The sequence below is a fragment of the Aquitalea sp. LB_tupeE genome, assembly GCF_013391415.1.
Classification (GTDB): domain Bacteria; phylum Pseudomonadota; class Gammaproteobacteria; order Burkholderiales; family Chromobacteriaceae; genus Aquitalea.
In genome coordinates this window covers 153,172-175,924 of the sequence record NZ_JACAXB010000026.1, presented here as the reverse complement: position 1 = coordinate 175,924, position 22,753 = coordinate 153,172, and the positions used below count along the sequence as shown (strand labels likewise).

The 22,753-nt window shown below is 59.6% G+C and carries 20 protein-coding genes and 4 tRNA genes; 14 read left to right on the top strand and 10 right to left on the bottom strand.

The annotated features are described in order from the left end of the window. Positions 1–3 precede the first annotated feature (3 nt). Both purU and folD read right to left on the bottom strand, forming a co-directional pair. Complete coding sequence (purU, locus tag HWX34_RS13685; protein WP_178972753.1) at positions 4–867, bottom strand: formyltetrahydrofolate deformylase; 864 nt, start codon at positions 865–867, stop codon at positions 4–6. A 155-nt stretch (positions 868–1,022) separates the two neighbouring features. Further along, entirely contained in the window at positions 1,023–1,874 is an 852-nt protein-coding gene (gene folD, locus HWX34_RS13680; RefSeq protein ID WP_178972752.1) for a bifunctional methylenetetrahydrofolate dehydrogenase/methenyltetrahydrofolate cyclohydrolase FolD, read from the bottom strand. 261 nt (positions 1,875–2,135) lie between these two features. Between folD and HWX34_RS13675 the strand changes: the two genes are divergently transcribed. The 5 genes from HWX34_RS13675 to HWX34_RS13655 all read left to right on the top strand — a co-directional run bounded on the left by HWX34_RS13675 (position 2,136) and on the right by HWX34_RS13655 (position 3,420). Beyond that, positions 2,136–2,212, top strand: a tRNA-Pro gene (locus tag HWX34_RS13675). 19 nt (positions 2,213–2,231) lie between these two features. Further along, a tRNA-Arg gene (locus tag HWX34_RS13670) sits at positions 2,232–2,308 on the top strand. 71 nt (positions 2,309–2,379) lie between these two features. Beyond that, positions 2,380–2,455: transfer RNA gene (locus HWX34_RS13665), tRNA-His, on the top strand. Positions 2,456–2,505: 50 nt separating this feature from the next. Continuing rightward, positions 2,506–2,581, top strand: a tRNA-His gene (locus HWX34_RS13660). A 167-nt stretch (positions 2,582–2,748) separates the two neighbouring features. Continuing rightward, positions 2,749–3,420 (top strand): GntR family transcriptional regulator, encoded by a 672-nt coding sequence (locus HWX34_RS13655; protein WP_062789410.1) that lies wholly within the window; start codon positions 2,749–2,751, stop codon positions 3,418–3,420. A gap of 53 nt (positions 3,421–3,473) precedes the next feature. Here the strand turns inward: HWX34_RS13655 and HWX34_RS13650 are convergent, their stop codons facing one another. Continuing rightward, positions 3,474–4,394 carry a LysR family transcriptional regulator gene (locus HWX34_RS13650; RefSeq protein ID WP_178972751.1) on the bottom strand — a complete coding sequence of 307 codons (921 nt, stop codon included), beginning with the start codon at positions 4,392–4,394 and terminating at the stop codon, positions 3,474–3,476. Positions 4,395–4,519: 125 nt separating this feature from the next. On the opposite strand from HWX34_RS13650, the gene HWX34_RS13645 reads away from it, so the two are divergent. From HWX34_RS13645 to HWX34_RS13635, 3 genes are all read left to right on the top strand, one after another. Further along, a complete protein-coding gene (locus HWX34_RS13645) occupies positions 4,520–5,374 on the top strand; it encodes a pirin family protein (protein WP_178972750.1) in 855 nt (284 codons plus the stop codon). A 61-nt stretch (positions 5,375–5,435) separates the two neighbouring features. Next, a complete protein-coding gene (locus tag HWX34_RS13640) occupies positions 5,436–6,311 on the top strand; it encodes a pirin family protein (RefSeq protein WP_178972749.1) in 876 nt (291 codons plus the stop codon). 228 nt (positions 6,312–6,539) lie between these two features. Next, complete coding sequence (locus HWX34_RS13635; protein ID WP_218645179.1) at positions 6,540–7,865, top strand: PAS domain-containing methyl-accepting chemotaxis protein; 1,326 nt, start codon at positions 6,540–6,542, stop codon at positions 7,863–7,865. 164 nt (positions 7,866–8,029) lie between these two features. On the opposite strand, the gene HWX34_RS13630 is transcribed toward HWX34_RS13635, so the two are convergent. Continuing rightward, positions 8,030–9,211, bottom strand: coding sequence for an ABC transporter substrate-binding protein (locus HWX34_RS13630; protein ID WP_178972747.1), 1,182 nt, complete (start codon positions 9,209–9,211; stop codon positions 8,030–8,032). A gap of 210 nt (positions 9,212–9,421) precedes the next feature. Here HWX34_RS13630 and HWX34_RS13625 point away from each other — a divergent pair, with 210 nt between their 5' ends. The 3 genes from HWX34_RS13625 to HWX34_RS13615 all read left to right on the top strand — a co-directional run bounded on the left by HWX34_RS13625 (position 9,422) and on the right by HWX34_RS13615 (position 13,539). Beyond that, positions 9,422–12,067: a PAS domain S-box protein gene (locus HWX34_RS13625; RefSeq protein WP_178972746.1), complete on the top strand. Its 2,646-nt coding sequence runs from the start codon at positions 9,422–9,424 to the stop codon at positions 12,065–12,067. Further along, positions 12,064–12,672 carry a response regulator transcription factor gene (locus HWX34_RS13620; protein WP_178972745.1) on the top strand — a complete coding sequence of 203 codons (609 nt, stop codon included), beginning with the start codon at positions 12,064–12,066 and terminating at the stop codon, positions 12,670–12,672. Before HWX34_RS13625 ends, HWX34_RS13620 begins: the two co-directional genes overlap by 4 nt. A 459-nt stretch (positions 12,673–13,131) precedes the next feature. Beyond that, on the top strand, positions 13,132–13,539 hold the full coding sequence (locus tag HWX34_RS13615; protein WP_178972744.1) for a hypothetical protein: 408 nt from the start codon (positions 13,132–13,134) through the stop codon (positions 13,537–13,539). Positions 13,540–13,650: 111 nt separating this feature from the next. Here HWX34_RS13615 and alr read toward each other — a convergent pair whose 3' ends face one another. Together alr and HWX34_RS13605 are read right to left on the bottom strand one after the other, a co-directional pair. Beyond that, complete coding sequence (gene alr / locus HWX34_RS13610) at positions 13,651–14,718, bottom strand: alanine racemase (RefSeq protein ID WP_178972743.1); 1,068 nt, start codon at positions 14,716–14,718, stop codon at positions 13,651–13,653. A gap of 4 nt (positions 14,719–14,722) precedes the next feature. Next, positions 14,723–16,033 (bottom strand): D-amino acid dehydrogenase, encoded by a 1,311-nt coding sequence (locus HWX34_RS13605; protein ID WP_178972742.1) that lies wholly within the window; start codon positions 16,031–16,033, stop codon positions 14,723–14,725. A 135-nt stretch (positions 16,034–16,168) separates the two neighbouring features. On the opposite strand from HWX34_RS13605, the gene HWX34_RS13600 reads away from it, so the two are divergent. From HWX34_RS13600 to HWX34_RS13590, 3 genes are all read left to right on the top strand, one after another. Further along, complete coding sequence (locus HWX34_RS13600; protein ID WP_045846107.1) at positions 16,169–16,657, top strand: Lrp/AsnC ligand binding domain-containing protein; 489 nt, start codon at positions 16,169–16,171, stop codon at positions 16,655–16,657. Positions 16,658–16,894: 237 nt separating this feature from the next. Then, positions 16,895–18,019 (top strand): methyl-accepting chemotaxis protein, encoded by a 1,125-nt coding sequence (locus tag HWX34_RS13595; RefSeq protein WP_178972741.1) that lies wholly within the window; start codon positions 16,895–16,897, stop codon positions 18,017–18,019. Between the two features lie 101 nt (positions 18,020–18,120). Next, positions 18,121–18,630, top strand: coding sequence for a YbaK/EbsC family protein (locus HWX34_RS13590; RefSeq protein WP_178972740.1), 510 nt, complete (start codon positions 18,121–18,123; stop codon positions 18,628–18,630). A gap of 8 nt (positions 18,631–18,638) precedes the next feature. Here HWX34_RS13590 and HWX34_RS13585 read toward each other — a convergent pair whose 3' ends face one another. From HWX34_RS13585 to HWX34_RS13570, 4 genes are read right to left on the bottom strand one after another with little or no spacing between them, the layout of a single operon-like run. After that, entirely contained in the window at positions 18,639–19,592 is a 954-nt protein-coding gene (locus HWX34_RS13585; protein WP_178972739.1) for an ABC transporter ATP-binding protein, read from the bottom strand. Position 19,593: 1 nt separating this feature from the next. Beyond that, positions 19,594–21,141 (bottom strand): iron ABC transporter permease, encoded by a 1,548-nt coding sequence (locus HWX34_RS13580; RefSeq protein WP_178972738.1) that lies wholly within the window; start codon positions 21,139–21,141, stop codon positions 19,594–19,596. Then, complete coding sequence (locus HWX34_RS13575; protein WP_178972737.1) at positions 21,138–21,707, bottom strand: GNAT family N-acetyltransferase; 570 nt, start codon at positions 21,705–21,707, stop codon at positions 21,138–21,140. Before HWX34_RS13575 ends, HWX34_RS13580 begins: the two co-directional genes overlap by 4 nt. Next, positions 21,707–22,714 (bottom strand): thiamine ABC transporter substrate binding subunit, encoded by a 1,008-nt coding sequence (locus HWX34_RS13570; RefSeq protein ID WP_178972736.1) that lies wholly within the window; start codon positions 22,712–22,714, stop codon positions 21,707–21,709. The genes HWX34_RS13575 and HWX34_RS13570 overlap by 1 nt, the downstream gene beginning before the upstream one ends. Positions 22,715–22,753: the final 39 nt, after the last annotated feature.

Below are 22,753 nucleotides of genomic sequence, written 5' to 3'. Positions count from 1 at the left end.
GGCTCAGTCAAAAACAACGGTTTTGTTGCTGTAAGACAGGATGCGGTCGTCAACATGCCAGCGCACCGCACGCGACAGCACTACTTTCTCCAGGTCGCGGCCTTTCTGGATCAGGTCTTCCACATCGTCACGGTGTGAAATACGGGTGACTTCCTGCTCGATGATCGGGCCTTCGTCCAGATCTTCCGTCACGTAATGGCTGGTGGCACCAATCAGCTTCACGCCGCGGGCAAAAGCGCGGTGATAAGGCTTGGCGCCGTCAAATGCCGGCAGGAAGCTGTGGTGGATGTTGATGACGCGGTCCGGATAGCGCTTGACGAACTCGCCGGACAATACCTGCATGTAACGCGCCAGTACGATGAAATCGGCACCCGCTTCTTCCAGCAGGCGGAACTGTTCGGCCTCGGCCTCGACCTTGTTCTCGCGCTTCACCGGGACAACATGGAAGGGAATGCCGTTGAATTCAACCAGACGACGGCAGTCTTCATGGTTGGAAATCACCAGCGGAATATCGCAGTTCAGCTCGCCAATACGCCAGCGGTGCAGCAAATCCACCAGGCAGTGTTCATACTTGGACACGAAAATGGCCATGCGCGGCTTGCGGCTGGACAGGGAAACCTTCCAGGTCATGTTGTGTTCGGCCGCAATCGGCTGAAACGCAGCAGCAAAGGCATCCATCGGCAGGGTAAAGCCGTCCAGCTCCCACTGGATACGCATCAGGAACAGGTTTTCACTGGTATCCTGATGCTGGTCCGCATGCATGATGTTGGCGTTGTATGTCATCAGGAAATTGGCCAGGGCCGCTACCAGGCCCTTCTTGTCCGGCGCACTGATCAGCAGTGTGGCCGATTGTCGGGTATTGCTCATTATTACAGTCTCTTTGTCATTACATGATCAACGGCAGCCTTGCGGCTGTCACTTGCCCATTCCGCTTCGCCGTCACCATCTGGCAAAAGACAAACGCCACACGCAGCAGGGATGATTACCCCTGCAGCCTGTGGCGCTGGTTGCCAATAATGGAATCAGGCGTTCAGATTGGCCGAATCCAGCGTATTCTGCAACAGCGTTGCCACGGTCATCGGACCGACACCGCCCGGCACCGGGGTGATGAAACTGGCGCGCTCGGCAGCGGTGGTAAATTCCACATCGCCAGCCAGCTTGCCGGTATCCAGGCGGTTGATGCCCACATCAATCACCACGGCACCGGGCTTGATCCACTCACCCTTGATGAAGCCAGGGATACCAACGGCAGCCACCACGATGTCAGCCTGGGCCACTTCATGTGCCAGGTCGGCAGTGGCACTGTGGCACACAGTCACCGTGGCACGCGCCAACAGCATTTCCAGGGCCTGCGGGCGACCCACAATATTGGAAGCGCCAACAATCACTGCCTTCTTGCCCTTGGGGTCGATGCCGTATTCTTCCAGCAGGGTCATCACGCCACGCGGCGTGCACGGACGCAGCAGCGGCATCTTGATGGCCAGACGCCCCATATTATAGGGATGGAAGCCATCAACGTCCTTTTTGGGGTCGATGCGTTCGATCACGGCTTGCGGATCGATCTGCTTGGGCAGTGGCAGTTGAACCAGAATGCCGTCTACCGTTGCATCGGCATTCAGGGTGTCAATGATGTCCAGCAATTCCTGCTGGCTGGTTTCGGCCGGCAGGTCGTAAGCAACCGAACGAATACCAGCCTTTTCGCAAGAACGCTTCTTGCTACCTACATAAACACTGGAAGCCGGGTCGTTGCCCACCAGGATCACTGCCAGCGCGGGGGCGCGCTTACCTGCCGCCACACGCTGTTTTACCCCTTCGCCTACCTTGGCGATGAGTTGTTCTGCTACTGCCTTACCATCAATGAGTTGCGCCGCCATGCCTGATTCCGTATGGAACTTGAAAAGAGGCGGCAATTTTCTCATTTTTTGGCTTTTTACGAAACTACAAAAATACATTAGGAATAATTTCACGTAAAGCAAAATTCACAGAATAAGCATCTATTTATCATGAAGTTAGTCATGGCACAGGGACAGCCGGATGTCGCTTACAACATAGCCGGGCAGAACGCCCTGCAAAAAAGATTGCACTACGGTGTTGACAGAAAAGAGGGCTATCCGTATAGTTGCGGTCTCTGTCGTCGGGGCGTAGCGCAGCCTGGTAGCGCACCTGATTTGGGATCAGGGGGTCGCGAGTTCGAATCCCGCCGCCCCGACCAGACAAAGCCCGATAAGTGAGTGCCCGTAGCTCAACTGGATAGAGCACCGGCCTTCTAAGCCGGGGGTTACAGGTTCGATTCCTGTCGGGCGCGCCAGTATCCCAGTTTTTGCAGTAACCTCAGCTTTTGTAGTAACTGGCTGTGGTAGTAGAATGCAGTACCCTGTGGTGGATGTAGCTCAGTTGGTAGAGTCCAGGATTGTGATTCCTGTTGTCGTGGGTTCGAGCCCCATCATCCACCCCACCCTCTTTCAGACGGTCAGCTCATGGCTGGCAAGTCAACCCGCTTCGGCGGTGGATGTAGCTCAGTTGGTAGAGTCCAGGATTGTGATTCCTGTTGTCGTGGGTTCGAGCCCCATCATCCACCCCAGTCTTACAAGAAAAACCCGGCTTCGGCCGGGTTTTTCTTTTCCGTTTGGCAAAATCTTTCACTTTTGCGACAAAAAGCATCGCGATCCCCTCTTGTCTGACAATGGAAGCACCGTATAATCGAATCCATTTGCATTTATCCGATTGACTGACAGATCCTAAAAAACCATGACTACCCTGCAGCCGATCAAGCGCCAGACGCTGACCAGTGCCGTAACCGAATCGCTTCGCCAGCGCCTACTCTCCGGTGAGTTTGTTGATGGCCAGCAATTGCGCCAGGAAGCCCTATCCAACGAATACGGCGTCAGCCGGGTGCCGGTACGTGAAGCCCTGCGCCAGCTGGAAGCCGAAGGACTGATCCAGATCATCGACCACAAGGGTGCCGTGGTCTCCAAGCTGTCGCTGGAAGACGTGCTGGAACTGCTGGAAATCCGTGCCATGCTGGAAAGTGCGGTGCTGAAGGCATCCATTCCCTGTCAGACTCCGGCCGACATCGTGCTGGCGGAGCAAACCCTGCACGAATTCGAGCTGGCACTGCAAAAGAATGATGTCCGCCACTGGGGCGAACTCAACTCCCGCTTTCACCTGGCCCTGTACCGCGCGGCCAAGCGCCCCAACACGCTGGCGCTGATTGAACAACTGCACAACAAGACCGACCGCTACACCCGCATGCAGATTCTGTTCACCCGCACCATGGAACGCGCCCACGAGGAACACACCCGCCTGCTGGAATTATGCAAGCAAGGCGCAGCGGAAGAAGCGGCCGAGTTCATCCGCTTTCACATCCTGTCGGCCGGTCATGCGCTGGAACACTATCTGCAAGGCCAGCAAGGCCATTGATTCTGCCTGCGGTACTGCCACAAACGACCAGCCTTGCGCTGGTCGTTTTGCTTTCAGGCAGGCTGATACGGTTGATACGCCTCCCGCCAGCGCACAGCTTCGGCCCGCAGGCAGTCGGCCAGCTGCAAGGTAGCGGGCCCGGCCTGCGACGGGTCGGCCAGCACCAGGTACAAGGCGGCCTTGCGCAAACCGCCATGCGCCAGCGGCAGTGGCCGCAATCTGCCTGCCGCCACCGCAGCGGCAATGCGATGCCAGGCCAGCCAGCCAAAGGCAAAACCCTGCTCCACCGCGGCAATGGCCGTTTCCGGCTGCGACACAGTCCAGCGCTGCCAGGCACCCAGCCAGCCTTCATCACGCGGTTGGCGCTGGCCGGAATCGCGCAATACCACTTGCACATGTTGTTGCAAGTCTTCCATCTCCAGTGACCTTCCCAGGTGATGCAAGGGGTGATCCGGCGCGGCACAGGCAACAAATTCGGCCTCCAGCAGCCAGTCGCCCAGAAAACCCTGCGGCACCCGCCCCGCCACAGCCAGCTCCACTTGCTGGCCGTGCAGGGCATCATCCGCACCGGACATCACCACTTCGTGCATTTGCAGGCGGGTACTGGGGCAATGACTGGCAAACTGCCCCAGCGCGGGCAACAGCGCCGGGGTGGGAAACAGGCTGTCCACCGCCAGCCGCACTTCGGCCTCCCAGCCTTGCAGCAAGGAGCGCGCCTTCTCCTCCAGCCGCAACGAAGCCGCCAGCACATTTTGCGCATCGCGCAGCAGCACCTCGCCAGCAGGGGTCAGCACCATGCGCCGCCCTTGTGCTTGCAGCAAGGCCACACCCAGCTGCTCCTGTAACTGCGCCACCATATAGCTCACCGATGACTGACTGCGATGCATGGCCTTGGCCGCCTGGGCAAAACCGCCCTCACTGACAATGCATTGCAAAACCTGCCATTGTTCCAAGGTGGTTCTGGCTTGTTTCATATATTTGATTTTTCGATTGATTAATGCTGATTTTTGCGCTTTTTTATCCAAATTTCCACTGCAATAATGCAAGCCATGATCAACGGCCAGGCCATCACAACGCCGGCCCGACAAGGAGATGCAAGATGAGCACACACACCATCAGCCGCGAAGTGGAACGCCTGGTCAATGGCATGGAGGTTTCGGACGGCGCCGGTGTCCGCCTGCTACGGGTACTGACGCACGACCTGCAACGTCGGCTGGACCCCTTCCTGATGCTGGATGAATTCCGTTCCGACAATCCGGATGACTATATCGCCGGCTTCCCGGATCACCCGCACCGTGGCTTTGAAACCGTCACCTACATGCTGGATGGCCGCATGCGTCACCGCGACAGCACCGGACAGGAAGGCCTGCTTGGACCGGGCGGCGTACAGTGGATGACCGCCGGGCGCGGCCTGATTCACTCCGAACTACCGGAGCAACAAGATGGTTTGATGCACGGCTTCCAGCTGTGGGTGAACCTGCCGGCCAAGAACAAGATGATCGCACCGTGGTATCGCGACATTCCCTCGGTGGACATTCCGGAACAGCAAACCGAGCATGGCAGCCAGTTGCGCCTCATTGCCGGACAAGTAGGCGAACAGCTTGCCGCCATCCAGCGCCCGGATACCGAACCACTGTATCTGGACGTACATCTGGCTGCCGGACAAGAAGAATTCCTGCATATCCCGGCAGGCCATAATGCTTTCTTGTATGTTTATCAGGGTGAGCTGGAAGCCGGCAGTCACGGGCAAGCTGTCAAACAGCGCCAGATGGCCATTTTGGCCAACGACGCCAATGCTGCAGGTATCCGGGTGAGCAGCCACGAAGCCGCCCGCTTCCTGCTGGTGGCAGGCAAGCCCTTGAACGAGCCGATTGCCCAGTGGGGCCCGTTCGTGATGAATACCCGCGCCGAACTGGAAGCAGCGGCTGACGACTTCCGCAACGGCCGATTCTGAAATAACCGTGTCACCAGACGGGGACAGCGCTCCCCGTCTTTTTAAGCCAGGAGCCTGCAAGATGAGCACATGGAGTGAACGCATCAGCGCCAAAATCAGCGATATCGGCTTTCCGGTGCGCCGCCTGCTGCCCAGCCGCGCTGCCCGGCATATTGGTCCTTTCATTTTTCTGGACCACATGGGCCCCGCGCATTTCAATCTGGATCAACGCGATAACGATGTACGGCCACACCCGCATATCGGCCTGGCCACCCTCACCTATCTGTTCAGCGGCGCGCTGATGCACCGTGACAGCCTGGGCAGCGTGCAGCGTATTGAGCCGGGCGCGGCCAACCTGATGATTGCCGGGCGCGGCATTGTGCATTCCGAGCGCATACCAGAGGACATCCGCAGCAATGGCACGCCGGTAGAAGGTCTGCAATTGTGGCTGGCCTTGCCGGTGGCGCGGGAAGAATGCGAACCGGCCTTCATCCACTATGACCGCGCCGCACTGCCGTCATGGCAACAGGATGGCAGCCGGATACAACTGGTCGTGGGCCATGCCTGGGGCCACAGTTCGCCTGTGGCCTTTCCCGGTGACGCACTGTATGCGGTGGTAGACATGGATACAGGGGCGACGCTGGAGATTCCACCGGGTTTTGCCGAGCGGGGCATTTATCTGGCCAGTGGCAGCCTCAGCCTGGGCGAAGAAAACCTGGCCCGTGGAGAACTGGGCCTGCTACCGGACACGGCAACTCCGCTGCGGCTGACCGCGCACGAACCTAGCCGATTCGCCTTGCTGGCCGGGCCCACACCCGATGCCCACCGCATTCTGGACTGGAACTTCGTCTCCACCCGAATGGAGCGCATCCGTCAGGCCAGGGACGATTGGCAGCAAGGACGCTTTGCCCCGGTGCCGGGCGAAACCGAGTTCATCCCCTTGCCATCACGCCCTTGAGACCCTCTTCCGATAGATCAGACTGCTGCGCGGTCAATGAGGCTGGCGTACTGCAGTGCCAGCCTCATCCAGCAACCATCTAATTTCCAGGGTTGAATTCTCTCGATCGATCAATAATATTTTCTGTTGGAATAATAAGTATTTTCCACAATCCCTCAGTTGGAGTGACCAGAAATCCCAGTTCTGGCGTCATGCTGTGGCCAACAGAATTTGCCGATGGAGAAGATCATGTTCAACCGCAAGTTGCATGCACAACTGGAAGCTCAAGCCGCAACCAATCAGGAGCTGCAGGGCTTGCTGGACGCAGTCAGCGCCTCTACCGCCATCATTCGCTTTGATATGGACTGCAAGGTCATCCACGCCAACGAAAACTTTGCCCGAACCATGGGTTATGCCAGCGCAGCCGAACTCATTGGCCTGCATCACCGCAGCTTCTGTGATGCGGCCTATGCCAACTCCAATGACTACACCAGCTTCTGGGCAAGCCTGCAGCGCGGCCACGCCTTTTCCGGACTGATCAAGCGCAAGAAGAAAGACGGTAGCCCGGTCTGGCTGGAAGCCAGTTACAACCCGGTGCACGATGGCAGCGGCAAGCTGACAGGCTACATCAAGTTTGCCAATGACGTGACCGACAAGGTGATCGACGCGCAGAAAAACCAGGCGGCGCTGACAGCCATCGACCGCTCGATGGCCGTCATCGAATTCCAGCCAGACGGCACCATTATCCGGGCCAATACCAACTTCCTGAACACCATGGCTTATACCAAGGAAGAGCTGATCGGACGCAATCACCGCCAACTCTGCAGCAACGACATAGTACAAGGCGAAGGCTATCAACGCTTGTGGAACAATTTGCGCAGCGGGCAGTTCTTTTCCGGCCGCGTCATCCGTCTGGCCCGTGATGGCAGTGAACGCTGGCTGGAAGCCACTTACAACCCGGTATTCGATACCGAAGGCAAGGTAATATCCATCATCAAGTTCGCTACCGACATTACTGAAGCTGTCAAACGGCAGCTTCAGGAACAGGATAGCGCGGTGTTTGCCTTCAATACCTCACAGCAAACCCGTCACTGGGCAGACGAGGGGGTCTGCAGCGTACAGCAGGCTGTGCATGAAATTGAAGACATGGCCGGCGACATCAGCAAGGCCGGCGACACTGTCGAGCAACTGGGTAGCAACTCCGAACGCATAGGCAGCATCGTGCAAACCATCAAGGACATCGCAGACCAGACCAATCTGCTGGCACTGAACGCCGCCATCGAAGCCGCACGAGCAGGAGAAATGGGACGTGGCTTTGCCGTGGTGGCCGACGAGGTGCGCAAGCTGGCAGAGCGCACCAGTGCGTCCACGGCAGAAATCTCGCAGATGGTGTCATCCATCCAGACCAGCACCGGAGCGGCCGTGGACAGCATGAGCGTGATTGGCGTCAAGGCACGTTCCAGTGTGAACAATGTCGGCAAGGTAGGCGACATCATCACTCAGATCCGCAGCGGAGCAGAATCGGTTGTCACGGCCATTCAGCAAATCGCCAGTGAACGCGGCGTCAACACCTGAGCAATAAGGGCGATGCCGGGAGCGCCTGACAGCAGCAAGGCGTCGCAAGTGCAAGTCACACTGATGCAGACAGTACCTGTCATGCGGCAAGCAGGCAGAAGCCGGTAACAGGTTTTTCCTTGCCTGCGTCCTTAGCCTGCAAAGTATGGCAGCTTGTCCAGAAACTACTGTCTTGGTTTGTCGGCCGGGTAGGCATACACCACCCGGCCACGCTCCACCTTGCCGATCACCGGCACGTTCAGCTCCAGCGCCTCGTGGTCGTTACGGCTGAATGGCTGCTTGTAAGTGGTGATCACCCCGGCCACCGGCTGATGCAGGTTTTCCAGCGCACGTACAATGGCAATGCCGTCCAGCGAACCGGCCTGGCGGATGGCCTCAGCCATCAGCTTCATGCCGTCATAACCTTGTGCTGCCGAGGGCGGTGACGGAATGCGGCGGGTGTGGAACAACCACTGGTAACCATCCAGAAAATCCCGCCGTCTGGGTGTATCGTCTTCGGCCGGAATATAACTTTGCACCATGCGCGCGCCTTCGCCATTCGGCCCGGCATTGTCAATGAAATTGGACATGGACAGCGTCCAGCTGCCGATGATGGGCACCTTCCAGTCCATGCGTGCCATGGTGTTGGCCAGTTCGGCCAGCTCCGGGCCGATGGCATAGGTGAGGATGGCCTGACTACCGGCATTGCGTGCCTGTAGCAGCGCATTGGCCATGTCCCGCTCTTGCAGGTTGAAGCGTGCCACATAGCTGGGCTTCAGCCCGTTCTGCCCCAGCGCACGTTCCAGTTCCATCAAGCCCTGATAACCGTAATTGGTGTTGTCGGCAAAAATGGCCAGCTTGCGATACCCGGAACGCTGCACCGCCTCACGCACAATCAAGGGCGCTTGCAGGTCGTCCGCTGCCGCCACCCGGAAAATATAATTGTCGGTATTGCCATGCAGCGGAAACTGCCGGGTCAGGATGGCAGCGGTCGCCACCGCCAGCATCACCGGCACCCGCGCATCCTGATAGTTCTTGCTGGCCGCCAGCGCCACGCCGGTATTGACGAAACCCACCACCGCCACCACCCGGTCCTGGGTAAGCAACTGCTGCGCCACCTTGATGCCACGCGCCGGAATGCCACCGTCGTCGCGCTCCACCAGCTCAATGGGCCGCCCCAGCACCCCACCGGCCTTGTTGATTTCAGCAGCGGCCAGACGGATGCCATTGCGCATGCTCAGCCCCATAGGGGCAGAACCACCGGTAAAGGCGCCGGGCACACCAATACGAATGGGTTGCGGTGCCGCCACCACCAGGCTGCACAAAAGCGCCAACCCTATTCCACAGATGATGCTGATGCTGCGCATGCCGCTTGTCTTCCTGCCTGATCCAAACCAGCCGCGAGATTACCCCCGGCAAGGGCATGGACTCAAGTAGCACGCGAATTTGCGCAAGCCGGGGCCACAACTGCGGGCCAACCCTTACAGTCAGGAGCTCTCTGTTGTCGTAAACTGGAGCAAATTATTCTAGCCAGTACGCGTTGCTGGCTTTTGCCACTTCTAGCCCACCGCCTCCCTATGCGCACACCCCGCTTTTACGCCTTACGCAAACGCAGTGGCTGGTATCAGTTGTTTCCCAACACCACCATCGTGCTGTTCTTCCTCACCATGGGCGTGATGCTGTGGACACTGGACGCGCGCGAAGCAGAACAGCAAAAAAGCAATCTGGCCCGCGATGCCCTGTGGGCCGAACAAACCCTGCAACTGAAGCTGGAAGACAATCTGGCCCAGTTGACCGATCTGGCACGCAGCGTGGGCAGCGGCGAAACCGACGAGGCCGGTTTCCAGACCCAGGCTTCCCAACTACTGGCCAATACCCCGGAAATGCTGGCGCTGGCACGCAGCGACAGCCATGGCACCCTGCGCTGGACCGCGCCTTATGAAGACGGGCCACTGGCACCCGGCGCCAGCATCCAGGCACCGGCAGCCTTCAAGCTGGCCCAGCAAAACGGGCGCTTTGCCTACAGTGCACCGTTTCAGCGCAGTAACGGCAGCTGGCGCTACGAACTGGATATTCCGCTCTACCAGAATGGCCAGTTCAACGGCATGCTGGTGGCCATGTTCGATGCCGACAATGTAGTCCGGCGCTTGCCCCCCGCCTGGTTCAGCGAAAAATACCAGCTGGAGCTGCAAACCCGCGACGGCAAAACCATTGCCGCCAATGCCGCCAGCCGCCTGCGCGGTGGTGTGGCAGAAAAGCTGGAACTGCCCGGCACCGGACTGGTGATTACCGCCCGTCCGGTAAAAGGGGCGATGACCCAGGCGCGGCTGCTGCAACTGGGGCTGATTGCAGGGATGGTGCTGCTCACCCTGCTTAGCCTGCTCAGTCTCAACCGTCATATCCGTGGCCGGGTGGAGGCCGAACGCGAACGCGACCGGGTATACCGGCTGTCGCAGGAAATGCTGGGCGTGGTACGGCGTGACACCACCATCCTGCAACTGAACCCGGCCTTTGAAAAAGGCCTGGGCTATAGCGCAGACGAACTGCTGGGCACCTCCTTCCTCAACTATCTGCTGCCGGAAGAGCGCGAAAGCGCGCGCGACAGTTTCGAGCGGCTGTTTGATACCGGCGGGGCCGACCGCTTTGTCCAGACCTCCATCCTCACCAAACAGGGCGAGGTACGCTGGATTGTGTGGGCACTCAGCCCGCTGCCAGACAGCGGCGTGGCCTATGTATCCGGCCGCGATATCACGGCGGAAAAACAGGCCGAGCAGGCACTGCGTCAGGAATCGGCCTTCCGCAAGGCGATGGAAGACTCGCTGGTGGTGGGTATTCGCGCCATCGACCTGCAAGGCCGCATCACCTATGTCAACCCGTCGTTTTGTGCCATTACCGGCTATAGCGAGCAGGAGCTGATCGGCCAGGCCGCACCCTACCCTTACTGGCGGCAAGGGGTACTCAGCGAAGGCAACCGGCGCGATCTGGACGACACCCTGGCCGGCGAAGCACCGCCGGAAGGTTTCCAGTCCATCTTGCAACGCAAGAATGGCGAGGTGTTCGATGCCCACATTCTGGCTTCGCCGCTGATCGACGCCCATGGCCACCATACTGGCTGGATGGCAGTACTGACCGACATCACCGAGCGACTGGAAGCCCAACGCCGGCTGGAAGCCTCGCACGACCGCTTTGTCACCGTCATCGAAGGGCTGGACGCCGCCGTCGCCGTGGTGGACCCGGCATCGCTGGAATTGCTGTTCTGCAACCAGCGCTACCAGCAGTGGTTCACGCCGGACCAGCCCGCCGACAGCCAGCTGGGCTATTGCGACCTGCGACTGGTGGAGCTGATGCGCAGCGCACGCGACGTGGACATGGAAGTGTGGATGGACCCGCCCTCGCGCTGGATTTCCATGCGTCGGCGCAGCATACGCTGGGTGAATGGCCGCATCGTGTCCATGACCATTCTCACCGACACCACCCAGCAGCACGACGCCGAAGAGCGTTACCAGCAGCAAATGCAGCAGCTGCAATCCACCTCGCGCCTGGTCACCATGGGCGAGATGGCCTCCACCCTGGCACACGAACTGAACCAGCCCTTATCGGCCATTGCCAACTACCAGGCCGGCTGCATAGAGCGCATTCGCCAGGGCAAGGCCACGCCAGAAGCCCTGTTGCCGGTGATGGAAAAGATCACCGCCCAGGCCGAACGCGCCGGTACCGTGGTGCGACGCATCCGCGAGTTCGTCAAACAAAGCGAACCGGACCGCAAGACCTGCCAGCTGCCTGACATCATCGAAGCCTCGCTGGCCATTGCCGATATTGAAGCCCGCCGTCAGGCCGCCACCATCGACATCCGGCTGGACAAGGACCTGCCACCGCTCTACGTCGACCCCATCCTGGTGGAACAGGTGCTGCTCAACCTGATCAAGAACGGCATCGAAGCCATGCAGGACTGCACCCCGGCCGAACGGGTGCTGCATGTGGAAGCGCGCCAGCTCAACCCGCGCCGCATCGAAGTGGCCATCAGCGACCACGGCCACGGCGTGCCGCTGGACCTGAAAGAACGCCTGTTCGATGCCTTCTTCACCACCAAGGCAGAAGGCATGGGCATGGGCCTGAACATCTGCCGCACCATCATCGAGTTCCACGAAGGCCAATTGTGGGTGGAAGACAAGCCCGGTGGTGGTAGTATTTTCCGATTCACGCTACCGGTGTCCGAAACATGAGTGCCAGCTCTCCCCAGGTTCACATCGTCGATGACGACGAAGCATTCCGTGACTCGCTGGTTTTCCTGCTGGAAAGCCACGACTACGCCATTTCCTGTCATGCCAGTGCCGAAGCACTGCTGGAAAACTTCCAGCCGCGTGGTGCCGGTTGCCTGATCGTGGATATCCGCATGCCCGGCATGAGCGGGCTGGAACTGTTTGACGAACTGAGCGCCCGCCACAACCCCTGGCCGGTCATCTTCATCACCGGCCATGGCGACGTGCCGATGGCGGTGCAGGCGGTCAAACGCGGCGCACATGACTTTCTGGAAAAGCCGTTCAATCAGCAGGCGCTGCTCAATGCCGTGGACAGCGCCCTCTCCCTCAGCCAGCAGCAGCAAGCCAGCAGCGCCGCGCGCGACCGCGTGGCCGAGTGCCTGGCATCGCTCACCATTCGTGAACGCGAAGTGCTGGACAAGGTGGTGGAAGGCAAGATGAACAAGGTGATTGCCGACGAACTGGGTATCAGCATCAAGACGGTGGAAGCCCATCGCGGCAAGATGATGGACAAAATGAAAGTGCGCTCGATTGCCGACCTGGTGCAGGCAGTGATGGCCAATCGCTAGCACGCTGCAGGGCAGCTACCTGCGGAATCAGGATAATCCCTAATGGAAACAGAGGTTTCCATTGCGTAATATGTCATTTCACCCTGCTGGTGGCCGCACCCTTGACCGCAGACACCAGCTACGCTTGCACGGCGTCGACATGGGGTGAAAGTTAACCCTCCGTCGGAGCCTGGCTCTGACCCTGCAGACCCCGACCAGTCAGACTGGCGGGGTGTTTTTTTGCCTGCATGCTGCCATTGCAGGCCGTGCTATCCACTCAAGCAATCATCTCGTGCTGAAATGACAGGAAACACGTCTGGCCGAGGCGCACCATCCTGCGCAAAAACGCAGCGATGCATGCGGTATAAATGCAGACCGAACCAATGACCAATAAGCGATGGGTGGAAAAAATTCGCAAAAGTGGCAACCGAAACCATGTCAGCCACGTAAGCTATACCACCTGACGACATGGAAGCGGTCATGCGCCGATTAGCAAATTTTCTTGGTTTGTCCCTACTCATGATGGCTGCCAATTCGCAAGCCGCCACACTCAGCATGTCATTTGTCGATAGCAGCGGGTACAGCATCTACGCGTCGAGCATGGGCGGGAGTACACCGGTATACGGTGTGGCTTACTACAAAGTCAAAGACATCAGGTTTCAAGGCAACGGCGAGTATTCCGTTGCCTTGGCAGGTGAAGGATTAACTCCGGACTTCGCCATCAAGGTCAGTCAGGTCGATATTGCAACGGTAAAGATTGATGACCTGGTGCGTGCCAAAACAGAAATTTATGGCGTTGTTTTTGAAGACCTTCGTTCACTCAGCAAGCTGGCAATGCTAATCCAACCCGTCTGGCTGAATGATATTCGCGCACGCATGGTAAGCTGAAAAACCTGCCCCGGCAGATTATGGATGCTTACCACATACAATACGCATACACAAAAAAATGCCCGGCATCACCGGGCGAGAGACAAAGTACTACACAAAGCACGAGGAAATTCAGTCGTAACTAAAGTGCGCACGTTTCACATTGCACAGCACTTCGTAGGAAATGGTGCCTGCCTGGGCCGCCACTTCATTGATATGGATGGTGTCGCCCCACAGCTCCACTTCACTGCCGATACCGGCTTGCGGCAGGTCGGTCAGGTCCACCGTCATCATGTCCATCGACACGCGGCCAATCACACGCGAACGCACGCCATCAATGGCCACCGGGCTGCCGGTGGAGGCCAGACGCGGGTAGCCATCGGCATAACCACAGGCAATCAGGCCCACGCGGGTGGGACGTTCGGCGACAAAGCTGGCACCATAGCCCACCGGCTCGCCAGCAGCCAGTTCGCGCACACCAAACACGCGGGTGCTCAAACGCATTACCGGTTGCAAGGCTGCGCCCTGATCGAAACCGGCCGGCAGCGGCGACGCACCGTACAGCATGATACCGGCGCGGTTCCACTGACGGTGCGAGCGTTCGTGGCACAGGATGCCCGCCGAGTTGGCAATGCTTTCCTCACCAGGCAGATAGCGGCAGACACTGTCAAACGCTTCCAGCTGGGCATGGGTAGCAGACAATTGCGGCTCGTCGGCACGGGCAAAGTGGCTCATCTTGACGATCTTGCCTACCTTGCCACTGGCCATCAGCTTGCAATGCGCGGCGGCGTAATCCTGCGGGAAGAAACCGGCACGATGCATGCCGGAATCCATCTTCAGCCACACGGTGTAAGGCTTGGCCGGACTGGCCTGCACCACCATGTCCAGCTGTTGCTGGCTTTGCACTACAAACCACAAATCGTGCTGTTCGACATCCGCCAGTTCGGCCGCTTCGAACACACCTTCCAGCAGCACGATGGGCAGGCTTACCCCGGCTTCGCGCAGCTGGATGGCTTCTTCCAGACAAGCCACGGCAAAACCGTCGGCCACATCGGCCAGCGCCTGGGCACAGCGCACTGCGCCGTGACCATAGGCATTGGCCTTGATCACCGCCAGGGTGGGGCCACCGGCCTGCTGCTTGGCCAGCAGGTAGTTCTGACGCAGCTTGTCCAGACGGATACTGGCAATCAGCGGGCGCATGCGCTCAGGCTCCGGCGTTGGCGGTGCGGGAGTGCATCGGCACCACCAGGGTTTCGCCCTGTTTGGCGTAACGCTGGATGGACAGGCCATCCACGCTGATTTCCGGCTGTACACCGATAATCTGGTCGGCCAGCACCTTGCCGGAACCGGCGCTCATGGTCCAGCCCAGCGTGCCGTGGCCGGTATTGAGCGACAGGTTGGCATAACGGGTGGCACCAATGATGGGGGTGCCATCCGGGGTCATCGGACGCAGGCCAGTCCAGAAAGTAGCCGCCGGAATATCACCGCCATCCGGGTACAGATCACCCACTACCAGTTCCAGCGTTTCACGACGACGCGGGTTGAGGTCCAGGTTGTAACCGGCCAGCTCGGCCATGCCGCCCACGCGGATACGGTCGTTGAAACGGGTAATGGCCACCTTGTAGGTTTCATCCAGAATGGTGGAAACCGGTGCCATGGCCGGGTTGGTGATCGGCACGGTCAGCGAGTAGCCCTTGACCGGGTAAACCGGAATATCAATACCCAGGTTTTGCAGCAAGTCACGCGAGTAGCTGCCCAGTGCCACGACGTAGTGGTCGGCAGTCAGCATTTCATCGCCCACGCGCACACCGGTAATGCGGCCGTTATGGGTTTCGATGGCGGAGATGTTGACGCCAAAGCGGAACTTGACGCCCTTGGCGGCAGCCAGCTCGGCCAGACGGCTGGTAAACAGGTTGCAGTCGCCGGTTTCGTCGTTAGGCAGTTGCAGGCCGCCGGTCAGCTTGTGCTTGACCTTGGCCAGTGCCGGTTCCACACGGGCGCAGCCGTCCGGGTCCAGCACATTGAAGTCCACGCCACACTCCTTGAGCACGGCGATATCCTTGGCCATGCCTTCCACTTGCGCCTGCGAACGGAACAGCTGCAGGGTGCCGCCCTGACGGCCTTCGTAATCCAGGCCGGTTTCGGCGCGCAGTTCCTTGATCTTGTCGCGGCTGTATTCCGCCAGGTGCATCATGCGGCCCTTGTTGATGGCGTAGGATTTTTCATTGCAGTTGGCCAGCATCTTGGCAATCCACTGCAACTGGTAAACGCTGCCATCCGGCTGAATGGCCAGCGGCGCATGGCGCTGGAACATCCACTTGATGGCCTTGGTCGGGATGCCGGGTGCCGCCCACGGTGCGGAATAACCCGGGGAAATCTGGCCTGCATTGCCGAAGCTGGTTTCCAGTGCCACACCGTCCTGACGCTCCAGAACAGTCACCTCCACGCCCGCCTTGGCCAGATACCATGCAGTGGATACACCCACCACGCCACCACCCAGAACGATTACCTTCATTTCCTCTTTCTCCGTGCCGCGCATCATGCGCTTAGTGATTTTGTGTAGTATATTTATTTCAATGCAGTTTTTTTCACCAAATTAAAACAAAGTCACATTCAATTTTCCTGCAAAATTACACTTTGATAGTGAATCATGAAAGTAAAACACACTCACGCCAGGGAACTGGACAAGATCGACCTTAAGATATTGAAATGGTTGCAGAAAAACGGTCGCATCGCCATGACGGAGCTGGCAGAAAAGGTAGGACTGTCCACCACACCCTGCACCGAACGGGTGCGGCGGCTGGAGCGCGACGGCGTGATCGAAGGCTATTACGCCCGGCTCAACCCGCACGCCATGGGGGCGTCGCTGCTGGTATTCGTGGAGATCAAGCTGTCAGCCAAGTCGGGCAATATCTTTGATGCCTTCCGCCGGGAAATCCAGAACATCCCGGAAATCCTGGAATGCCACCTGGTATCCGGTGAATACGACTACCTGATCAAGGCGCGCATTCCGGACATGTCCATGTACCGCAAGCTGCTGGGGGAAATCCTGTTGCAATTGCCCAATGCCAACGAATCGCGCAGCTATGTGGTGATGGAAGAAGTCAAGGAAACCCATATGCTGGCATTGCCGGAGTAACAACTGTCCGCAGCTTGCCACACACCGCCATCGCGAAGCCTGTACTTGTGGGAAGTGCATGGCAATCCTGCTTGATTTTCAAGCATTGACCGGCTTATACCTGATTTATTTACTAGGGTATCTTGCGACACCCGGCCAGCTTCCTTTGCATTTCCCCTGAAGAACGTCAACGTGTACACAGCATGCGCCGTGGGGAAAACGCGAGGTTTCGACAGGACACATTGACAGGAGTGCACCATGTTCGGATTCGGCAACAAAAATCAGGCTTTGCAAGACAGCGAAAAACAGCTCTACCAGTTCACCGCCATGCTGGACTATGTGGACAACCTCATCATGCTGGCCGATACCAGCGCCGATAATGTCATCTTCTACATGAACCGCACCGCACGGGATGTACTGGCCCATCACCGTACCGTGATGAACGAGAAGTTCCGTGCCGGTGTGGATGTCAACAATGCCTTCCAGCACAGCATTCACCAGTTTCACCGCGACCCGGAACGCATCCGCCGCATTCTGCAAGATATTGCTGTCCGGCGCATTAGCCACCATGAAGCACTGATTCCAGTGGGCGGCGTTACCTTCAAGACCAAAGTCTTTCCCATCTGGGACGCACAGGACAGCACCAAGCTGCTCTGTTTCATGGCCAGTTTTCAGGACATTTCAGCCGAAGTGGAAGCCCAGGCGCTACGCGACGCCAACGACCAGCGCCGTCTGTTCCTGGAAGAACGGATTGGCGAACTTTCCGGCAATGTGCAGGCCATGACGGCCACCATCGAAATGGTCGCCGTGCGCACCTCTTCTGCCTCGGACTCATCCAATGAAATGCTGGATCGGGCACGCAAGGGCAAAAGCATGATTGAAAACAACTCCACAGCCATGCGCGCCGTCAGCGAACTGGTGAGCGGCACAGCGGACAATCTGGGTTCGCTGGGTAAGCAATCGGAAACCATCGGTCAGATTGTCAGCGTGATCAAGGACATTGCCGACCAAACCAACTTGCTGGCACTGAACGCTGCCATCGAAGCTGCGCGCGCAGGTGAAATGGGCCGTGGCTTTGCCGTGGTAGCCGATGAAGTGCGCAAACTGGCCGAGCGCACCACCAAGGCCACCCAGGAAATCGGCAGTATGATCCGCGATATCCAGCAAGAGGTGCACAGCAATATCAGTTCGATGGACAAGGGCCGCGAACAAGTCAAAGCCACCGAGCGCGACTTCAGCGAAGCAGAAGCCGCTATTGCCGCCATCGTCGAGCAAATCAACCACGTACGGGATTTCGTCATTGAAATCGCCAATGCGGCAGAGGAACAAGCCGCCACCGCGCAGGACATCAGCGACAAACTGGCAGAGATCGCCAATCAATGAACCCGCCGGAATGAACAGCAAGGCTGACAAGCCGCCCGACTTGCCAGCCAACTGATCAGCGTTTAGTGTGGAGTGCCATCCCAACCACTTCCGTTTACCCCATGAGCCTGCAATCCGTCCGCGATTTTTTTGCCGCCCGCCAACTGGATATACCCATCATCGAACTGGAAGTCAGCACCGCCACCGTGGCACTGGCTGCCCAAGCCCACGGCGTTGAGCCGGGGCGCATTGCCAAAACCCTGTCTTTTCGCCTGAATGGCGGCGAGGTGATCATCCTGGTGACGCGCGGCGATGCCCGCATAGACAACCGCAAGTTCAAGGAGGCCTTTGGCAAAGGCAAGATGCTGGCAGTGGAAGAAGTGGTGGAACTGACCGGCCACCCGGTAGGCGGTGTCTGCCCGTTTGGCTTGGCCCAGCCGCTACCGGTCTATATGGATGCCTCGCTGCGCGACTTTGACGAAGTACTCCCGGCTGCCGGGGCCATTCACAGCGCGGTACGCATCAGCCCGGCACTGATGGCCGACATCACCAACGCGCGCTGGGTGGATGTATGCCAGCCCAGCGCCAATAACGGCAGCAACAGCAGCACACCGGCTGCGGCCAGCGCTTGAGTCATCGTTCAGGCGCTGGCATAGCGCAGCATGGCGCTGCGGTCTATGCCCACTGCCAGCGTGCCGCCTACCTGCAAGTTACCGCCGTAGCGTGCCAGCTCGCGCGCTGACAGGGTGAGCGTCAACGGCCCTTCCAGGCTGGCTACCGTCACCCGCACGCCGTCCGCCAGCTGGATGATGCCTTGTACCTGGGCCAGCGGCTGGTCCGCGCCCAGGCACAAAGCCTGCTCCGGCACCACACCATCCTCCAGCACATTTTCATAGCCGATAAAACGGGCCAGCCACGGTGTGGCTGGCGCGGCCAGTAACTGCGCCGGGCTGGCACACTGCACAATGCGGCCATCTTTCAGTACCGCCACCCGGTCGGCCAGCGCAAAGGCCTCTTCGCGGTCGTGAGTCACCAATATCGCCGGCATGTGCTGACGCTGTAATTGCTGGCGGAACTCCAGCTGCAACTGGCGGCGCAAGTCGGCATCCAGGCTGGAAAACGGCTCGTCCAGCAATAACAGCCGTGGTGCTGTCACCAGCGCCCGCGCCAGTGCCACGCGTTGCTGCTCGCCGCCGGATAGTGTCCACACCTTGCGCGCCTCCATACCGGCAAGTCCCATCTGCTGCAAGCAGGCACGCGCCTGCTGCTGTGCCGCCGGGCGCGCCATGCCGCGCTCGCGCAGGCCAAAGCAGACATTGCCCAGCACATCCAGATGCGGAAACAAGGCAAAGTCCTGAAACATCAGCGCAAAGCCACGCTGCTCCACCGGCACGGCAGCCAGGTCCTGCCCGGCAAACAGAATGCGGCCACTGTCCAGCGGCTCCAGCCCGGCAATCATCTTCAGCAAGGTGCTCTTGCCGCCACCGGAAGGGCCCAGCAAAGCCAGTACCTCGCCCTCGGCCAGTTGCAGGCTCAGCCGGTCGGCCACCAGCTTGTCGCCAAAACGCTTGCTTACCGCATCCAGTTGCAGCATGTCAGGATTCCTTTTCCAGTTGGCGCTCGGTGGCCGACGGCCATTCAATCGCCACAAACGCCAGCAAGGCCAGCAACATCAGCACAGCAGACAACAACATGGCCAGCGCGGCATTGTCCGGCCCGGGCCGCCCCAGCCGCTGGTAAATCAGCGTGGTGAGTGTCAGCCACTCTGGCCGCGACAAAAACAGGGTGACGGCAAACTCGCCCAGCGCGGTGGCAGCGGCAAAGGCCAGGCCACGGCGGAAAGCCGGTTGCAGCAAGGGCCACAACACCCGGGTAAAGGTATGCAGCGGCGATGCCCCCAGGCTGCGCGCCGCCTGTGGCCAATGCGGTGGCAGACTGTCCAGCGCACCAGCCAGGCTGCGCGCCACAAAGGGATAGGCCAGCAAGGCATAGGTGGCCAGCAGCAAGGCCAGGCTGGCCGTCCATTGCGGGTAGAGCAGCAACAGGCCAAATGCCAGGCAGACCGGCGACACGATGAAGGGTAGAAAAGCCAAGGCCCGCAAAGCCAGGCTGGTACGCGCAGCCAGCGCATGCAGACAGCCCAGCCCCGCCGCCAGCAACACCGCCAGCGCACTGAAACGGGCCGAGTTGTACACAGCCAGCCGCACGTCTTCATCGGCAAGCACAGTCGGCCCCAACAGCCACAAGGCCTGCATGGCACGCCATAGCACCGCCAATAGCGGCAAACCGCCAAACAGCAGCAGCACAGCGAGTGCCGCCAGCAGATGCAGCCATTGCGCGCCCTGCGGCGGGCGTGGCGGCAGCGGGTCCACCTTTAGCGGCGAGGCCAGCCTGCGCTCCAGCCAGGCATACAGCGTGGCCATGGCCCCGGTCACCAGCAGCATCAGCAAAGCCAGCGCACCGGCATCGGCCAGATTCAGCTCGTAAGCCACCAGTTGGTAGATTTCCACCTCCACCGTGGCATAGCGCTGCCCACCCAAGAGCAGCGCCAGTCCAAAACCGGAGAAACAATACAAAAACACCAGACACAGCGCCGACCACAGCCAGGGCCGCACCGCTGGCCACTCCACCCGCCAGAACACCCGCCACGACGTAGCCCCCAGCGTGCGCGCTGCGGCAATGCGGCTGGCCGGCACCTGGGACAGCCCTTCACAGGCGGCGCGAATGACCAGCGGCAAATTGAAAAACAGATTGCCGTACAGCAGCAGCCAGGGCGTGTCTTGCAGATTGATACCGAGCAGGCCTTGCGGGCCGAACAGTGCCAGCACGCCCATGCCGGCCACCAGCGTCGGCATGACAAAGGGCAACATCAGCAGGCGCAGTGTCAGGCTGCGCCCCGCAAACCGGTAGCGCGCCAGACACCAGGCCAGCGGCAGGCCTACCAGCAAGGCCGCCACACAGCTGGCCGCCGCTTGCAGTAGCGACCAGACAATGCGCCATTGCAGATAGGAATCGGCCAACAGGCCAAGCGAGAACTGCCCCTGCCCTTCTTGCAGCAAACGCAACAAGGGCAGGATGGACATCAATAGCAGAAAGGCCAGCGGCAACAGCGCCAGCACAAGGGTACGGCGGCGCTCGGTCATGCATGGTCCTGCTGGAAAGGCCAGTCGGCCACCAGCACGTCTTCCGGGCCGTCGTCCGGGTCTTCCACCCGTTCAAGCCAACGAAAGCCCAGGCGGGCTGCCAGTTGTTGCGACGGCAGATTATCCGGGCTGATGGACAAGACAAAGCGCTTGACGCCAGCGGTGCACACCGCCCAGTCCGCGCAGGCCAGCAAGGCCTCGGTGGCGAAGCCCTGGCGGCGGAAAGCCGATAACACGGTATAACCCAACTCCACGTCACCGCGCCCCTTGAGGTAAGCATGGCCGGGGCAGGTATGGAAATTGATATGCCCCACCAACTGGCCGGTTTCGCGCAGCAGCATGGCACGCATCGACCACGGCGCGTATTCCGGCTCGTTTTCCATCTGGTCCAGCCGCAGCGACATCACTGCCGCCTCCTCCAGCCAGTCCAGCGGCACCGCGCTGCCCAGTGCTGTGGCAACTTCGGCCAGCCGTGCCTCCATGCTGGCACGCAGCATGTCCGGCGTCAGATGACGCAGGATCAGCCGCGGACTGAGGATGTCGGCAATCGCGGGACTGGTGTGCATTACTGGCCGGACTTCAACACGATGCGCGTCCACTTGCCTACCCAGGCAGTGGTCTTGGCAGCAATCTGGCGACTATCCGGCGTGGTATGCGCGGTCGGCTTTTCCGCATGCTGGAATACAGGGTCCAGCGCAATGCCCGGCTGCACCGGGTACATCCACATCGTGGTGGGAATATCCTTTTGCACCGCGTCCGAACGCAGGAATTCGACAAACTTGCGTGCCAGCGCCGCTTCCTTGCCGCCCTTCACCAGCGCTGCGCCTTCCACTTGCTGGAACACGGCACCGGGCAACAACAGGTTCCCCGTAGGCGAAGCAGTGAGTTTTTCCTTGCTGTAGAACACTTCCGCGGCCGGGCTGGTGGCATAGCTCACCACGATGGGGCGTGCACCGCCATTGCGGGAAAAGTCGGTGTAATAGGCTTCAGTCCAGCCCTTGCTCACCTTCACGCCGTTATCACGCAGCTTGCCCCAGAAGGCCATGGCCTTGGTTTCGCCCATGGCGGAGATGGTGGACAGCAAAAATGCCAGGCCGGGGCTGGAAGTAGCCGGGTTTTCCACCACCAGCAGGTCCTTGTAGGCCGGCCGGGTCAGATCATCCAGTGTTTTGGGCAGCGGCAGCTGCTTCTTGGCAAACCAGGCCTTGTCGTAGTTGAGCGTGACATAGCCGTAATCGATGCTTACCGCGCCGGGCAGCGACACCGCTGCGCCCTTGTCGGTCATGGGCAGCAGCACGTCAGCGGCTGCTGCTTTGCCTATCAGGGTGTTGTCGATGCCGTACACCACGTCGGCAATCGGGTTGGCGCGGGTCAGGATCAGCTTGTTCACCATCTCTCCGGCGTCCCCGGCCTTGATGATGCTCAGCTTCACGCCGTTCTGCTTTTCAAACTCGGCCAGCAGCGGCTTGGACACAGCAAACGAGCTATGGGTAAGCACCCGCAGCTCGGCTGCGTTTACCAGAGAGGCGGCCAACAGTGCGGCCAGCAAGGTGGTGGTTTTGAACAATTGCATGACATTCTCCGTGCGACAAAGCGCAATCGCAGGAGCAAG